This window comes from Acinetobacter sp. KAM396 (assembly GCF_021602765.1).
Taxonomy (GTDB): domain Bacteria; phylum Pseudomonadota; class Gammaproteobacteria; order Pseudomonadales; family Moraxellaceae; genus Acinetobacter; species Acinetobacter towneri_A.
In genome coordinates this window covers 74,867-91,569 of sequence record NZ_BPPH01000003.1, presented here as the reverse complement: position 1 = coordinate 91,569, position 16,703 = coordinate 74,867, and the positions used below count along the sequence as shown (strand labels likewise).

The following is a 16,703-nucleotide window of genomic DNA, read 5'->3' as shown; positions in this document are numbered from 1 at the left end:
CTCTTATGTGACAAGTTGGCCAGCGATGCTGGTGAATTTTTATGAATCTTATGGAAATATACCATTACTTGCCCTCTTAGCACAGTCGTCACTGTTTATTTTTAGAACAAACTTGGAGCTTTTAGGTCTAGTTTCAGATTAAGGAGCGATAAGCGCGGATACTAAATTTGCTTTTAGAAATTGAGTCGCTTCACTTTCAGGCAAAGGCCTAGAGAATAAATAACCCTGTGCAATATCACACTTTAAATTCTGCAAATATTGGAGTTGTTGTTCAGTTTCAATTCCTTCAGCCACTACAGTCATGCCCATGGCTTTGCCCATAGCAATCATGGCACTAACAATGGCTTCTTGTTTGGTATTTCCAATTTTAGAAATAAAACTACGGTCAATTTTTAAAATGTCTATTGGGAAGTCAGTTAAGTAAGAAAGTGAAGAATAGCCTGTACCAAAATCATCTACGGCAATATGAATATCACGTTGTTTAATTTCATCTAATAAGGACTTCACGGTTGTGGAATTTTCCACCAAAAAGGATTCTGTAATTTCTAATACTAAGCTTGCACCTGAAATTTGATAGGTGTTAATCGCATCATCTAAATCTTGAAGTAATTGACCACGTTGCAGTTGTTGTGCAACCACATTGACTGATACTCGAATATGATCAAAACCTAACAGGTTCCATTCACGAATTTGTTTGGCTGTTTGTTGAATCACAACTCGACCAATATCGGAAATTAAACTGGTTTGTTCTGCAATAGGAATAAATAGGTTGGGTGGAATAATGCCTTTGCTTGGATGCTGCCAACGTACCAATGCCTCAAACCCAACCACTTGATAGTTATGGAAATCAATTTTAGGTTGATAATATACAATTAATTCATCATTTTTAATGGCTTGGCGTAAGTCACGCTCTAAATGCACATCTTGCTCTAGCAGTTTGGTGTTGTCTAAAGTGTAATATTTAATGGTATTGCCACCTAAACGCTTAGCCTCAGACAAGGCTTGTTCAGCACAATTATTTAGATAATCCAACTGGCGTCCATGTTCAGGATAGAGGGAAACCCCCATCGACAGAGTAATAATATGTTCTTGTCCCTGTACATTAAACGGCAAATTAAAGGCTTTGGTGATACGTTCACAGTGCTCTTCGATTGAAGGGCGAATGTGAGAAATTTCATAAACAATTGCAAAATCATCGCCATTTAAGTGTGCAACAAACAGCGCTTCGGCATTGGTGGTACGTAAACGCTGCGCCACTTGGCGGAGCAATTCATCGCCACCATTATTGCTTAAATATTCATTTAAAGGTCTGAAACGGTCAATATTGAGTCGAATGACCGCCAATTGCTGCAATGAATCTTGCTGTGAAATAAGATATTGATGTAGTTGATAATTATAATAAAAACGATTGGGGAGATCGGTCAGCGCATCATAATTTTCTAAATAGGATAAACGCTGTTCTTTTAGTTTATGTTCGGTTAAATCAGACACAATTCCAATATAATTAATAATACGGTTTTGCTCATCTTTGACTGCATTGATATGCAAACGAACTTCTAATTCTTTTCCTGAGCGGAATTTTATACTCTTTTCAGTATGATATTCACCCTTGCTGAGTAATTGTTGAACAATTTCCTCTTGTGTCATGCGTGGATTTGCTTTGTTGGATTTGACTAGATCAAACAGATATTTACCTATAATATGGTCACGTTGAAATCCACTCATTTGTGCATAAAATGGATTGCTTTCAATATAGCGCAGGTTTTCATCTAAAATAAAAATACCTTCAGCCGCTTGTTCAAGTACGCTAGCAGTGAGTTTTAAGCGTTCTTGTGCAATTCGTTCTTGGTGAATGTCACGGCGAACCCCGACCATGCGTAAAGGTTTATTGGTGACAGGATCACGCTCAATTACCCGCCCAATATCTTGCACCCAATACCATTGACCTGAATTATGTTGAATGCGATAAGTGGCTTGATAGCGTTCTGTCTGACCACGTAAATGCTCTTTCATGGTTTGATGAAGGTGTGCAATATCATCACGGTGAATTAATTGCTGTAATTTATTCCGATGCTTTTTGGAATTTTTTAAACGAGTTTGTTGTGCGCCAGTCCCAAAGACAATGCTTCTTTCTCGGATATTCCAGTCCCACGCTTTAATACCTGCGGCTTCATGTGCCAAAATTAAACTATGTTGTTGATTGATTAAGTCTAGATGGGTTTGTTCTAAGTCAAAGGTACGTTCTCTAATTTTTTGTTCCAGCATTTGATTGTTAAATTGCAGTTGTAATTCAATATCTTTAGATTTGTTCATTTCCACTTGCAATTGTTGGCGGAGTTGATCTGTCCAGTCAACTTGTTGCTCTGCGGCTTTTTTTAATTGGTCGTTTTTAAAATTGACGCTCGATAACCGACGATGCATATGCATTGAAGTATTGGCACAAATGAGTAAGGTAATTAATGCAAAATTTGTTGCCAGAAAAAAGAAAGCTGAAGTTTCAGAGCGAATTAAAAACTGCGCGGCAATATTGGGCGTAATGACTGGAATGAATACCCAGCAAAAATAACTCAAGCGCTGCGTTAAAAAGGTGAGGGCAAAGGTTTGACTCACAATAATTAATAAGGTCGCTAAAATAATCGCTTCATAGTTGCTCAGTTCAGGGTTTTGCTGAGGTAAAAAGTAATACAGTAAACTTACCCCAACCGCGATTGCTGTTCCGATCAAGAAACACACCAATTTTAACCAGCGATCTGCATGTTGGAGTTGATATTGTCCCGCTTTAAAGTGAACTGCTGTGAGCAGTAAACACGAACCAATGGTCAGTTCAGTGAGAATAAACCAGATATTGAGGTAGGGTGATGAATGTGAGAAAGAAATTTGATAAATAAAAAACACATACAGACAAACAATCAGGACGCTGACCAAAAAGAATCGAATAAGCCGAATGGTATTGGTGATTTGCGCAGCATCTAAGTATTGCTGCAACAATTCATCTTGAGCGTCTGACATACTTCCCCAAAATATAGTTAAATGATTCCATCATTTATATTTTAAATAACATTACGTTGATGCATAAACTATTGCGGTTTTGTGTTTAAATTCTATGCAAAATCTTTAAGATCTTCTTCGAGAGTAATCCTGTGCTTTATAAATTGCAATGTTATTGGCTATCGATTTCTTCAAAAGTGGATAAATTACTCAGCTAAGCGATAATTTAAGATTGCTAAAGCAACCACGGGTGCGGTTTCAGTGCGTAATACCCGAGAACCAATACACCAGTTTTGAAAGCCAACAGCATTTGCAGCGCTAATTTCAGCCTCGCTTAAACCACCTTCAGGCCCAATTAATAAAGCCAAATCTTTGCTGGCGTTGTTTAACACATCGACTTGATCTTTATTTGGTGCTAACACTAATTTGGTAGCAGGAAGGTCGATATTGAGCCAGTCCTCTAACCGTAGTGGGGCTAAAATTTTCGGGACGATATTCATGCCACACTGTTCGCAGGCTGCAATTGTAATGCCTTGCCAATGATCTATTTTCTTTTGATCACGGTCATACTTCAAGCGCATTTCACAGCGTTCCGAGGTGAGCAATTGAATGTTAGTCACGCCAAGCTCAACCGCTTTTTGAATCGCATAATCCATCCGATCACCTTTGCTCATTACTTGTCCTAATAAGGCGCTAAAGTTTGGGGTACGATTATCTGGATTAAAACTTTTAATCTGCACTTGCGCTGTTTTTTTGGTAATTTCAATCAGTTCCGCTTCGTATTCACCACCTTGTCCATTGAACAAGGTGGCAGTTTCACCGACTTGCGCGCGTAGTACTTTCACCCAGTGATGAAATACTGTTTCAGTCAGTTTAACTTGCGTATCAACTGCTAATTCAGCCTCAATATAAAAACGGGGCATAGGGATTACTCGTTCAAGTCAATAAAATATGAAAAATAAAGCTTAAGCCAAACCAAGATCTGTGACTAACTGACGAGTCGGTTCGGTGTTGTTCATGGTGTAAAAATGCAAACTTGGCGCACCACCTGCAATCAGGCGTTCGCACAGTTTAATAATTACCTCATGACCAAAAGCTTTGATTGAAGCTGTGTCATCACCATAAGTTGCCAATTGTTTGCGAATCCAACGGGGAATTTCCGCACCTGTGCCATCTGCAAAGCGAATTAAATTGCTGGCATTCGTAATTGGCATAATACCGGGTGCAACAGGGATATTCACACCTTGTTTTTGAATACGTTCTACAAAATAGAAGTACGCATCTGGATTGAAAAAGAACTGGGTGATGGCAGCATTAGCACCTGCATTTACTTTGGTGGCAAAGTTTTTAATGTCTTGATCAAAATGATCGGCTTGTGGATGCATTTCAGGATAAGCCGCAACTTCAATGTGATAATGATCACCTGAATGTTCACGAATAAAACGTACCAAGTCAGAGGCATACGGCAACTCACCCAAACCTACTTGACCTGAAGGTAAATCACCACGCAAAGCCACAATGCGATCAATGCCTTGTGCTTTATAAATATCAAGTAGTTCAGCAATACGCGCTTTGTCATCACCAATACATGATAGGTGCGGCGCTACAGGTGTGCCTTTGCCATTGAAGTCACTAATGGTAGATAAAGTACGTTCACGTGTAGACCCACCTGCACCATAAGTAATAGAAAAAAACTCTGGATTTAAAAGTTGTAATTCTTGATGCACAACTTTGAGTTTTTCTGCACCAACATCGGTTTTAGATGGGAAAAACTCAAATGAAATTGGAACTTGTTTGGTCATGATTCAATCCTTGTTATAAATACTTATTTATATTTTTACCTCTGCTCAATCCTCTCGTGTGCTGGGTTTAAAAGCAATGTTTTAAACTTGCTCACGAGAGTAATTACCCTCGAACTCATTCATTAGACAATGAGTAATTCCCCCTCAGTTGCGCTGAACTTCAAAGCAGTGCTAGAAGTACGCTTAGGAGAGGGTTATGCAGAGGGATTAAATACTTAGTATTTATAAGCATCCGATTTAAACGGACCATCAACAGCTACACCTAAGTAGTCCGCTTGTACTTGAGTCAACTGTGTTAACACACCCCCAAAACCAGCAACCATTGCAGCAGCAACTTCTTCGTCTAGTTTTTTCGGTAAGATTTCAACACGAATTGCCGCTTGTTTTTGATCGGCAGGAAGATCGGCAAATTTTTCTGCAAATAAGTGCATTTGTGCCAATACTTGGTTGGCAAAAGAACCGTCCATAATACGTGATGGGTGACCTGTTGCGTTACCCAAGTTCACTAAACGACCTTCAGAAAGCAAGATTAAATAATCATTTTCGTTTTCTGAACGATACACTTGGTGTACTTGTGGCTTCACTTCAACCCACTTATAACCACGTAAGTAATTGGTGTCGATTTCTGTATCGAAGTGACCAATGTTACATACGACAGCGCCTGCTTTAAGTGTATCTAGCATTGCCGCATCACACACGTGATAGTTACCTGTTGTAGTCACAATCAAGTCAGTATTTTCTAACAGCTCTAGGTTAACGTCCGCTTTATTACCTGTTTGTACGCCATTTTTGTATGGAGATACAACTTCGTAACCATCCATACATGCTTGCATTGCACAAATTGGGTCAATTTCAGAAACACGAACAATCATGCCTTCTTGTCGTAAAGATTGTGCAGAACCTTTACCCACATCACCGTAACCAATCACCAATGCACGACGGCCAGACAATAGCATGTCTGTACCACGTTTAATTGCATCGTTGAGTGAGTGACGGCAACCGTATTTATTGTCGTTTTTAGATTTAGTCACAGAGTCGTTGACATTAATTGCAGGCACTTTTAAAGAACCATCTTTCCACATTTCAATTAGACGTTGTACGCCCGTAGTGGTTTCTTCTGTAATGCCGTGAATGCGCTCTAATAATGCAGGATATTTCTCGTGAACGAGTGCAGTTAAGTCACCGCCATCGTCCAAAATCATGTTGGCATCCCATGGTGTGCCATTAACATTAATTTGTTGTTCAAGACACCATATATATTCTTCTTCTGTTTCGCCTTTCCAAGCAAAAACAGGTACACCTGAAGCAGCAATTGCAGCAGCGGCGTGATCTTGAGTAGAGAAGATGTTACATGAAGTCCAACGAACTTCTGCGCCCAATTCAACTAGCGTTTCAATTAAAACAGCAGTTTGAATCGTCATGTGGATACAGCCGAGAATTTTCGCGCCTGCAAGAGGTTTTGCAGCTGAGTAGCGCTTACGCAAACCCATAAGGGCTGGCATTTCTGCTTCTGCAAGTTTGATTTCTTTACGGCCAAAATCAGCTAGTGTGATATCGGCAACTTTATAATCTGTAAATGAAGCATTAACCGCGTTCATCACGATCTCCTTATAAAAAACAATTGATCATTCAGTTCGCGGATGCCGTTTCTTGCATAGCAAAAGCATTGCTATGCTGGTCGAGCCTGGCGATTTTACATTTTGTGCCTGTAAAACGTCGCAGCATCCCTCGACTAGCGCGATATTGTACTTGTAAATTGATTTAGTTCCAATCATGTTTTGTTTATTATCAGCACAAACATATTTTTGAGATTGAATGATGGCTTTAGAGCTTCCTCAAGAGTTGGCAAATTTAGAAGCTAACGGCGGGATTTATGCAGTTTGGATGTTGCTACGACACTTAGGCATTGATGCCGATATTCAACAATTAATTGAAGTGTGTGGTTATACGCCAGAGCACGGCACAACTACAATTGGCTTGGCAGTTGGACTGAAAAAGTTTGGTTTTAAGGTGCAGTTTTATACCGATCCCGACCCTGATTTACAAGATGCAGAAAAGTTAAGTTATGACGAAGCTGAACAGCTTAAATTGCCTGTATTGGCTGCAATCGACTATCAGCAAATTCAGCAAGTATTTGATGAAAATAAATTTGTGATCGTGTATTACGACACTTTAGAAGGAGTGGGTAATCACTCATTGCTATATTCTATTAATGACGCTGAAAGTTGTTTCTTTGACAGTTTTGAGCCGATGCCTGCGGCTGTGTTTGAACAACAGCGTCAGCAAGAGGGTATTTGCAGACAAGTAATAGTGGTCGAAGTTTAAGCATTATTCAAAGTCTAAGCTTGATTCAATGACGGTTCGAGTTATGCAAAATTATCTAGCCCATCAATTGATCGGCTTGAAAAATCAATTACTCCGCTGCATCGGCTTTTTGTGTCCAATATTCAGCTTTGTTTTCGTCAGCATCTACACCCAAAGCATTTGCATAAATAAAAGCGAGGTCACGCATGGCTTGTACTTCGCCTAGTTCAGCAGCTTGCTGAACCAATGCCACAGAGCGAGCGACATCTTGTTCAACAACATCACCACGACGATAATAGCCTGCCAACTCTAAAATAGCTGCAGGGTGTTGTGCATCACTGGCTTTTTTGAGCCAGACAAAAGCATCTTCAAAATGTTGTTTGGCATCTTCAGGGTCATCTTGCTGAATGTCTTTGGCATATACGGTATAGCCTTCACCAAGCCAATACATGGCTTCGATATGTCCATTTGCGGCTGCTTTGAGTGCCCATTGTTCAGCAAGTTCAATATCCTCATTAAAATCACTTTGCATATACAGCACCGCGACTTCAAATTGGGCATCGGCTTGTCCTGCAATAGCGCGGTTCATTAGCGCAGGAGAGATAGAAACAGATTCTGACATAATGCTATCCAGCAAAATTACAACATAAGAATGTGCGATAGCCTAAAAGGTCTGCTGGGAAAAAGCCATCTTCGGTGTGATTTTATTTTCTAAAACTAGGGTCTGTTGATTATTCAATTATGCAGACAATAACAAAAAATCACTTGAGCGATATTATCAACTTTCAATATGCTGAATCTTAGATAACTACATGATGAGAACAATAAAATGGCAAATTTTTTAACCGCTGAACAAGCAAAAGTTTATTCAGATTATGCCAAGTTAGATATTGAATTGTACAAGCAGCGTTTGGCGTCTTTAATTGAAGAGAATGCTAAGCAGGGCAATACTGCAGTTTTTACCGTGCTGCCAAAACATTTACCTTTAGAAGATATTCGGAATTTATCGGCACAGTTGACTGATTTAGGTTATCAGGTGCGTTTTGAGTTAAATGAGTTCTTTTATAGCTTTAATGTCTATTGGATTTAAATTCAATCGCATCGACATTTCAGGGAATAGTTTCAGTGAAATGTCGAGGGTTTATATGTTTTGGTTTAGGATGCGTTTAAGTATTTGCAGTGTGTTCTGCCAAAACCTCCAACGCTGCGCGAAAGCTTCCTGTGTTGCAGGTGCGCAACAATAAGGCAAGCTGTGTAATAAACTTCCTGAATTTCTTCGGCACTTGCCTCGTTATTTAGCGCAACAAGATGCGCACTTGGTCGAAAATAATCAAAAATGTCCGTATTGACCTGCCAAAGTGAATCCATAAGGCATAAAAAAAGCCCCAAACATAAAGTCGGGGCTGTTTAAGCATTATCACAAATTTTGAAATAAGCGAGTGTTAAGCTTCAATGGTTTGTACGCTAATTTTTTTAGCAGGGTCTGCTTTACGACGTACTGTTGGTACGGGTTCGCCATAATATTGGCGGTCTGCAAAATAACTTGAACGTACCATTGGCGCAGCCCAAATGTTTTTAAAACCTAACTTTTGACCATGCGCTGTATAACGTTCAAATTCTTCAGGTGTTACAAAACGGTCTATTGGCGCATGCTCTTTAGATGGCTGTAAATATTGACCAATGGTCACATAATCTACATCGTGTGCTTTAAGATCATCTAACAGTGCAATGACTTCTTCTTCAGTTTCGCCAATACCCACCATCAAACCGCATTTGGTTGGAATATCTGGGCAATATTCTTTAAACATTTTCAGCAAGTTTAAAGAGTGCTGATAGTCTGAACCCGGACGCATCGCTTTATATAATCGCGGCACAGTTTCAATGTTGTGGTTAAAAACATCTGGCGGGCATTCGGTCATAACGCGTAGTGCAATATCCATACGACCACGGAAGTCTGGCACCAAAATTTCCAACAACGTATTTGGGCTTAAAGAACGGGTTTCTTTAATACAATCGACAAAATGCTGTGCGCCACCATCTAACAAGTCATCACGGTCTACAGAGGTGATCACGGCATATTTTAAGCCTAAGTTGGCAATGGTTTCTGCCATGTGGCGTGGTTCTTCAGGATCTAATGCATTTGGACGACCATGCGCAACATCACAGAACGGGCAGCGACGCGTACAAATATCACCCATGATCATAAAGGTTGCTGTACCGCCGCCAAAACATTCTGGCAGGTTAGGACAAGCAGCTTCTTCACAAACGGTGTGCAATTTTTGCTGACGCAAAGTGGTTTTAATGCGTTGAACTTCTTCTGGGGCCGTCATTTTGACTCGAATCCAGTCAGGCTTACGAGGCGTTTCAACCGTAGGTATAACTTTTACAGGAATACGTGCGACTTTTTCAGCACCACGAAGTTTGACACCCTGTTCTGGTTTACGGTTTGCAGACATATTCAACTTTTCCACTGTTTTTGAAAGGGGAGAGATTTAGTGTAGGGTAGATTTTACGTGAAATAGAATCTGATTAAACCGAATCTAAGTGCTAAAGTAAAATGTCACCTTAACTTCATCATAAGATGATTATTATAACGAAAATGTGCTTAAATTGGGTAAAAACGATATTCATATAAAAAATGTGGTTATCACGTAATATATGCACAGTAAATACAGAAAATTCAAAAGATTTACGTCATAATATAGCCCATTGAAAAGACAGATTTAAAGAAAAGGAGCGTTGAATGCCACGTAAAAAAGAGGTCGTTAGTGGAACTTTCGTGAAGTACGATGCGGTTGTTCTCGGTTCAGGCCCAGCGGGTGAAGGCGCGGCAATGAAACTTGCCAAATCAGGTAAGCGGGTTGCGATTGTAGATGTTCGTGAGCAGCTTGGCGGTAACTGTACTCATCTGGGCACCATTCCAAGTAAAGCATTGCGTCAGACAGTGTCGAATATTATCCGTTATCGTCGTGACCCGATGTTTAAAAAAATGGGTGATTGGCGTCAGTTCACCATGAAACAAGTGTTGCAAAGTGCACATAAAGTTATTCAGCAGCAAGTTGAAACGCATTCTCGCTTTTATGACCGTAACGAAATTGCGATTTATCATGGTCGTGCTTATATCCAAGATAAAAATACGGTCTTGGTATTTGGTGCCGATGGCATTAAAGAAACCATGAGGTGTCAGCAAATTGTGATTGCGACAGGTAGCCGTCCATATCGTCCAGAAATGTTAGATTTCAACCATCCGCGTGTATTTGATTCAGACAAAATTTTGGATTTAGATTTCTCAATTCAAAAAATCATTATTTATGGCGCGGGTGTGATTGGTTGCGAATATGCATCCATCTTCATTGGTTTAGATCATAAAGTTGATTTGATTAATACTCAGCATAAATTGCTCAGTTATTTGGATGATGAAATTTCAGATGCCTTGTCATATCACTTGCGTGCGCAAGGGGTGCTAATTCGTCACAACGAGCAAATTGATCATTTAGAAACTTTTGATGATCACGTGGTTTTACATTTGCAAAGTGGTAAGAAAATCAAAGCCGATGCGATTTTGTGGTGTAACGGACGTTCAGGGAATACCGATGGTTTAGGTTTAGAAAATGTAGAACTGAAACCAAACAGCCGTGGTCAATTAACAGTGAATGATCAATATCAAACCGAAGTAGAGAATATTTATGCTGCGGGTGATGTGATTGGCTGGCCTTCGTTGGCATCTGCTGCCTATGACCAAGGTCGTTGTGCGGGTGCAAATATGAGTGGCGAAGAAAATGTTGCACCTGTGACCGATATTCCAACAGGTATTTATACCATTCCTGAAATTTCTTCGATTGGTAAAACTGAGCAGGAATTGACGGAAGAAAAAATTCCTTATGAAGTTGGTCAGGCATCTTTCCGTCATTTGGCACGTGCGCAAATTACGGGTGATACTGTGGGCGAATTGAAGATTTTATTCCACCGTGACACTTTAGAAGTCTTGGGCGTGCATTGCTTTGGTAATAATGCGGCAGAGATTATCCACATTGGTCAGGCGGTGATGAACAGCCCGAACAATACCATTAAGTATTTTGTGGAAACTACATTCAACTATCCAACCATGGCGGAAGCGTATCGTGTCGCGACCTTAAATGGGATGAATCGTTTGTTTTAAGTGATTCTGCTAGAGCGCAAAAAAAAATTTAAAACACCCTATAAGATCATTCTTGTGGGGTGTTTTTTATTGATTTGCTGTAAGGAAATTTATGCACAGGAGAGGCGTTAATCTATGGAACAGAGAGCGTTAAATATCAATTATGACTGATGCTGCGCTGCGTTGTGCTTCGCCATGAAAGACAGCTTCAATATTGTTGCCATCAGGATCAAGCACATAAGCTGAATAATAATCAGGATGATAAGCACGTTCATCAGGTTTGCCATTGCATCTACCACCATGCGCCAATGCTGCAAGATAGAAAGCATTGACCATTTGACGATTTTTAGCTTGAAAGGCGAGATGATGACGCCCAGTGAGTGTACCTTGTGCGGCAGGGCTTTCTACTGACGAGATAAAGAGTTCATCTGCCCAAAAGTGATCATTGGTAGTTCCCATAACTGGAATATCTAGCACCGCTAATATGGCAGTATAAAATGCCCGACTTGCCTCAAGGTCATTCACCACAAGATGAATATGGTCAATCAATCTTCCACGATGCAATTGAATCTGCATAAGACGCTCCATGTCTAAAGCGGAGTTTTGAGTAGCAAAATCGACTTAATATTTAAGAAATCGCGTTTTAATGCGCACAAAACGCCTGATTAAAATATTCAAACAGTTGTGGCGTTTGCATCCATAAAAAAATCGACAAGCCAAAAAGGGCAGTGATTGCGAGTGTGAGCAATACTTTAAAATTCAATAAAGAATTAATCATGAATGACGTGCTCCTCATCTACCCAAAAATGTACCAAGACCGCAAACGCACTTAAAGCAATAGAAACAATCCAGATAACATTATAGTTACCTGTCAGGTCGTGATTTAAACCGCCAAGCCATCCACCAAAAAATGAGCCGACTTGGTGTGTAAAAAACACAATGCCACTGAGCATGGTCAGGTATTTAATCCCAAACATATTTGCCACAATACCATTGGTTAAAGGCACTGTAGATAACCACAACAAACCCATAATGATCCCGAATGCATAAATTGTCCAGATGCTTAAAGGCAGGATTAAAAAGGCGATAATGGCAATACCGCGTAGTCCGTAAAGCCACATCAGCAAGTGTGGTTTGGAATAGCGACCACCTAACCAACCCGCCGTATAAGTGCCTACAATATTAAATAAACCCACGAGTGCTAGAAAAACTGTGCCTGTGGTTGCATTAAAGCCATGATCGATTAAGTAGCTAGGTAAGTGAATCCCGATAAACACCACTTGAAAACCACAGACAAAAAAGCCCAAAGCTAAAAACCAAAAGGGTTTATGGTTTTTGGCAATCACCAAAACTTGTTTAAAGCCTAAAGCGGGTTGGCTGACTGAACTTGCATTAGGGTTTTGATACATGGGTGCTTTGAGCATCCATGCCAAAGGAACAATCAAGACAATTAAAATCGCACTGACAATTAATGCGCCCGACCAACCTACACTTTGTAATAACAATAAGGTCGATGGCAACATGATAAATTGCCCAAACGAGCCTGCAGCACTGGCAATACCCATTGCAAGGCTACGCTTTTCTGGTGGAGCTGCACGACCCACTGCAGAAAGTAATACTGGGAATGATGTCGCAGAAAGAGCCAATCCTAAAATTAAACCCACACTTAAATTTAGCAATAACCCAGTCGAGCTGACGGCCATGAGCAATAAGCCGAGTGCATACAGTGCACCACCAACTGCAACTACAATTTTACTGCCGTATTTGTCTGCAAAAGCACCTGTGATGGGTTGGACTGCACCCCAAATCAGGTTTTGCATGGCAATGGCTAAACTAAAGACATTATGTCCCCAGCCAAATTCATGGCTCATCGGTACCAAATACAAACCAAATGCATGCCGAACCCCAAGCGATAATGCCAAAATAATGGCACTTCCAATTAACATATAAATTAGAGGTTTGGAAAATTGAGCATTCGACATAAGGCATCCACGTATGGCTAACAGCTTGTTATGGTAGTCGATTCAGCCGCAGATCGCGATAAAATAAAATTCATCAAATGATAAAATTTGGTTATAGATATTAGTTTGAATATTCTAAGCAAAAAATGATCATGAGCTACAAGCCAAATGGATATTGAAAAATCCTTCTCCCTGTGGGAGAAGGATTAAGTGAAGGGGATTATCGTCTTAAATAGGACTGATCAAAGACTGCTATTAATGTTTAAAAACGCATCCCAAAGCCAGCGTATGCAATGATCGGATTCACTTCAATATCGGCCTTAGAACGAATAAGTTCGCCATGTGTGGCATCGGTCACTGTAATGGTAGTGTCATTTTGCAGATGTGCATAGGACAGCGAACCAACCGCAAACCATTTTTCATTAAAGTCATAGGTAAAACCTACGGTGGCTACTGGTGCGAACGCATCCGAGGCTTCAAGTTCAACTTTCGGATTGGCATTACTTGTTTTGCCTTCCAGTGATGCACCGGCTTGCCCCTGTTTGATATTGGCAATCATATGACCGGCGGCAATCAGATCCTGTTCGGTACGCGGGTTAATTTCCAGTTCGTTAAAGTAGGCATACATTAAACCTAGGCCGACATAAGGGCGGAATTTATTCACACCGGTTTTGCCAAAGTGATACTGAAACTCAAATGCTGGTGTCCAGGCTCGGGCAGAAGCAGCAGGGCCATGTGCTGCTAAATCGGTAATGAAAATATCGTTTTGTAATTCTAGCTCACCCAACGCACCGCCTAATGGACGTGCAATTGCGGAGAAAGGTGCATAAATTTTCCCTTTGCCTTGCAAATCAACTTTAGGTGGAATGCCGCCTTTGACTTCAAAGGAAATATTATCAGTAAAGAAATAGTTACTGATGATACCCAGTGTAGTGACATCATCTGCTTCTAAACCTGTACCGGGATTATCCCATTGTTCCAAACCTGAAATTGTGGCTTGTCCACTCATGTTGGCAGGCACGGTAGGCAGCAAATTTAATGCTCCGCTTAATAATATGGGTGGCTCAAAACCGTCACGTAAATTATCTTTTACAGTTTGCGATTGAACCTCACCGACATCCGCTGTGTAGCCATTGTGGATGGCTGTATTGACCCGAAAAGGTTGTGCTTTACCTTGTGGCATAACGTGCAGCGCACCTACCGAAACAGAAAAGCGTTTAAAACCATCACCATCTTTTAAACTAAAATAAGGTGAGTTGGCATAACTGATGACTGGCAAACTACTCAGTGCCAAACAGCATAGTGTTTTTTCATTGTGGAACTCCATGTCCAATTTTGCTTGTTGTTATTTACGGCATTGTTATGCAAGGCATTATGAAATGGACTGGAAAAATAAAACTGTTGTTTTTAAAAGATATTTTTTTAAACTTTTGTGAATAACTGGAAAAGTGTGCAGGTGTTTTGTTAAATCCAAAACTGTTGAATACGTGAAAATGCTTGTTTTATTGGATGGCTTTAAAGTTCTAATGGTTTGAAATAAATGGATTTTATAAAAATTGTATGCGTTGAAATTAATAAAAAAGACCAGTCGGAACTGATCTTTTTGACATACGGGTTAAATTTTTAGCCAATGACAGATTTTGGCTGCAAACACGTTATGCAGTAAAGCGTGATAAATCTTCATCAGGGCGGGCAGTCAGCACTTCCAAGCCATCTTTGGTGACCAAAATGGTGTGTTCAAACTGTGCCGATAATTTGTGGTCTTTGGTCACCACTGTCCATTTATCGCCAAGTAATTTGGTTTGCCATACGCCTGCATTGACCATTGGTTCAATGGTAAAAGTCATACCTTCTTCTAAAATCATGCCTGTGTTGGCTTGACCATAGTGCAATACTTGTGGCTCATCGTGGAAGGTCGTCCCAATACCATGACCGCAATATTCACGCACGACACTAAAGCGTTCAGATTCAACATATTTTTGAATCGCATGACCAATATCACCAATGGTCGCGCCCGGTTTTACAACTTGCATACCGCGGTACATGGCTTCCTGTGCTACTTTGCATAGACGGTTGGCAAGAATAGAAGTTTCACCGCCCACCACGTACATCATGTTGGTATCGCCGTGGTAGCCATCTTTAATGACCGTGACATCAATATTCAGGATATCACCTTTTTTCAATATCTTGTTTTCAGATGGAATACCGTGACAGACCACGTGGTTTACCGAAGTACAGATAGTATGCTGGAAGGCTGGACGACCCGGGGCAGCACCATAGCCTAGGCAGGCTGGAATGGCATGTTGTACATTGACAATATAATCGTGACAAATCGTATCAAGCTCAAGTGTAGTTACACCTGGTTTGATATGTGGCTTGATCATATCCAAAACTTCCGCTGCCAGTCGTCCCGCTACCCGCATTTTCTCAATTTCATCTTCGGTTTTAATTAATCGACGAGGCGCTTGATAAGTACTGTTCATGATCTCTAAAAACTTTTGGAAATTTATATGTGACTATGGTATAAATAGCCGCCCATTTTATCAAATGCTTTTTATGAATATGTTTCATGCGGCGTGGTAAAAGGGAAATTAAAAATCCGCACATATATCGTCACATTACTCTGGGTGCCCTTTGGGGTGGAGAATGCGGATATATGGAGGCCTAACCCAAACTTTAAGGTAAAGAAAATGGCAGATTACAACGTAAGCATGCGCGACCTTCTTCAAGCTGGCGCACACTTTGGTCACCAAACACGTTTCTGGAACCCAAAGATGCGTCAATACATCTTTGGTGCGCGTAACAAAATTCACATCATCAACCTTGAGCACACTGTTCCTGCGTTAAATGATGCTTTGAACTTTGCAAACCAATTGGCTAGCAAAAAGAACAAAGTTTTGTTCGTTGGTACAAAACGTGCTGCTTCTGCAATCATCCGTGAACAAGCTCAACGTGCTGGTCAACCGTATGTAGATCACCGTTGGTTAGGTGGTATGTTGACGAACTGGAAAACACTTCGCCAATCTATCAGCCGTTTAAAAGATCTTCAAGTTCAGTCTACTGACGGTACTTTTGCTAAGCTTACTAAACGTGAAGCTTTAGAGCGTACCCGTGAGATGGAAAAACTTGAGCGCGCTTTAGGCGGTGTGAAAAACATGGGTGGTTTACCTGACGCATTATTCGTAATTGACGTTGATCACGAAGCGATTGCAATTAAAGAAGCTAAAAACTTAGGTATTCCTGTAATTGGTATCGTTGATACAAACTCTAACCCAGACAACGTAGACTACGTTATTCCGGGTAACGACGATGCGATCCGTGCAGTAACACTTTACGCTTCTTCAATGGCTGATGCGATCATTGCTGGTAAAGAATACGCTCAAACTCAAGCCAATGCTCAAGCAAAAGGCGAAGAAGCTCCTGCTTCTGAGGCTTAATGCGTTTTGACGTAAGCTTGTCATTTTTGCGACATGTGATGGTGGCAAAGTAAGCGTCATGTATGCAGACGGC

The 16,703-nt window shown here is 40.6% G+C and carries 15 protein-coding genes and 1 pseudogene; 4 read left to right on the top strand and 12 right to left on the bottom strand.

Annotation, left to right across the window (positions count from 1 at the left end):
- Positions 1-138 precede the first annotated feature (138 nt).
- The 4 genes from L6C30_RS03150 to ahcY all read right to left on the bottom strand — a co-directional run bounded on the left by L6C30_RS03150 (position 139) and on the right by ahcY (position 6,388).
- Entirely contained in the window at positions 139-3,009 is a 2,871-nt protein-coding gene (locus tag L6C30_RS03150) for an EAL domain-containing protein (RefSeq protein WP_236162357.1), read from the bottom strand.
- Between the two features lie 185 nt (positions 3,010-3,194).
- Positions 3,195-3,911 carry a 16S rRNA (uracil(1498)-N(3))-methyltransferase gene (locus L6C30_RS03145; protein ID WP_236162358.1) on the bottom strand — a complete coding sequence of 239 codons (717 nt, stop codon included), beginning with the start codon at positions 3,909-3,911 and terminating at the stop codon, positions 3,195-3,197.
- 42 nt (positions 3,912-3,953) lie between these two features.
- Positions 3,954-4,790, bottom strand: a complete 837-nt coding sequence (gene metF / locus L6C30_RS03140; protein ID WP_236162359.1) for a methylenetetrahydrofolate reductase [NAD(P)H] — start codon at positions 4,788-4,790, stop codon at positions 3,954-3,956.
- A 215-nt stretch (positions 4,791-5,005) separates the two neighbouring features.
- Positions 5,006-6,388, bottom strand: a complete 1,383-nt coding sequence (gene ahcY, locus L6C30_RS03135) for an adenosylhomocysteinase (RefSeq protein ID WP_178319508.1) — start codon at positions 6,386-6,388, stop codon at positions 5,006-5,008.
- Positions 6,389-6,608: 220 nt separating this feature from the next.
- Here ahcY and L6C30_RS03130 point away from each other — a divergent pair, with 220 nt between their 5' ends.
- Positions 6,609-7,115, top strand: coding sequence for a cysteine peptidase family C39 domain-containing protein (locus tag L6C30_RS03130; RefSeq protein WP_236162401.1), 507 nt, complete (start codon positions 6,609-6,611; stop codon positions 7,113-7,115).
- A gap of 88 nt (positions 7,116-7,203) precedes the next feature.
- Here the strand turns inward: L6C30_RS03130 and L6C30_RS03125 are convergent, their stop codons facing one another.
- Entirely contained in the window at positions 7,204-7,716 is a 513-nt protein-coding gene (locus L6C30_RS03125; protein WP_236162360.1) for a tetratricopeptide repeat protein, read from the bottom strand.
- Between the two features lie 207 nt (positions 7,717-7,923).
- On the opposite strand from L6C30_RS03125, the gene L6C30_RS03120 reads away from it, so the two are divergent.
- Positions 7,924-8,184, top strand: coding sequence for a hypothetical protein (locus tag L6C30_RS03120; protein WP_236162361.1), 261 nt, complete (start codon positions 7,924-7,926; stop codon positions 8,182-8,184).
- 76 nt (positions 8,185-8,260) lie between these two features.
- On the opposite strand, the pseudogene L6C30_RS03115 reads toward L6C30_RS03120, so the two are convergent.
- Both L6C30_RS03115 and lipA read right to left on the bottom strand, forming a co-directional pair.
- Positions 8,261-8,396, bottom strand: a pseudogene (locus L6C30_RS03115) (4-carboxymuconolactone decarboxylase); the annotation flags it as partial.
- Positions 8,397-8,536: 140 nt separating this feature from the next.
- On the bottom strand, positions 8,537-9,550 hold the full coding sequence (gene lipA, locus L6C30_RS03110; protein ID WP_236162362.1) for a lipoyl synthase: 1,014 nt from the start codon (positions 9,548-9,550) through the stop codon (positions 8,537-8,539).
- A gap of 287 nt (positions 9,551-9,837) precedes the next feature.
- On the opposite strand from lipA, the gene sthA reads away from it, so the two are divergent.
- Positions 9,838-11,253, top strand: a complete 1,416-nt coding sequence (gene sthA, locus L6C30_RS03105; protein WP_236162363.1) for a Si-specific NAD(P)(+) transhydrogenase — start codon at positions 9,838-9,840, stop codon at positions 11,251-11,253.
- 129 nt (positions 11,254-11,382) lie between these two features.
- On the opposite strand, the gene L6C30_RS03100 is transcribed toward sthA, so the two are convergent.
- From L6C30_RS03100 to map, 5 genes are all read right to left on the bottom strand, one after another.
- A complete protein-coding gene (locus tag L6C30_RS03100; protein WP_019836562.1) occupies positions 11,383-11,808 on the bottom strand; it encodes a VOC family protein in 426 nt (141 codons plus the stop codon).
- Positions 11,809-11,875: 67 nt separating this feature from the next.
- Positions 11,876-12,010: a hypothetical protein gene (locus tag L6C30_RS14895; protein ID WP_019836563.1), complete on the bottom strand. Its 135-nt coding sequence runs from the start codon at positions 12,008-12,010 to the stop codon at positions 11,876-11,878.
- Positions 12,003-13,214, bottom strand: a complete 1,212-nt coding sequence (locus L6C30_RS03095) for an MFS transporter (protein ID WP_180062128.1) — start codon at positions 13,212-13,214, stop codon at positions 12,003-12,005. The genes L6C30_RS14895 and L6C30_RS03095 overlap by 8 nt, the downstream gene beginning before the upstream one ends.
- 241 nt (positions 13,215-13,455) lie before the next feature.
- Positions 13,456-14,520 carry an OmpW family protein gene (locus tag L6C30_RS03090; RefSeq protein ID WP_236162364.1) on the bottom strand — a complete coding sequence of 355 codons (1,065 nt, stop codon included), beginning with the start codon at positions 14,518-14,520 and terminating at the stop codon, positions 13,456-13,458.
- A gap of 328 nt (positions 14,521-14,848) precedes the next feature.
- Positions 14,849-15,676, bottom strand: a complete 828-nt coding sequence (gene map / locus L6C30_RS03085) for a type I methionyl aminopeptidase (RefSeq protein WP_236162365.1) — start codon at positions 15,674-15,676, stop codon at positions 14,849-14,851.
- 207 nt (positions 15,677-15,883) lie between these two features.
- Between map and rpsB the strand changes: the two genes are divergently transcribed.
- Positions 15,884-16,630, top strand: coding sequence for a 30S ribosomal protein S2 (gene rpsB / locus L6C30_RS03080; protein WP_019836567.1), 747 nt, complete (start codon positions 15,884-15,886; stop codon positions 16,628-16,630).
- The last annotated feature ends 73 nt before the right edge of the window (positions 16,631-16,703 follow it).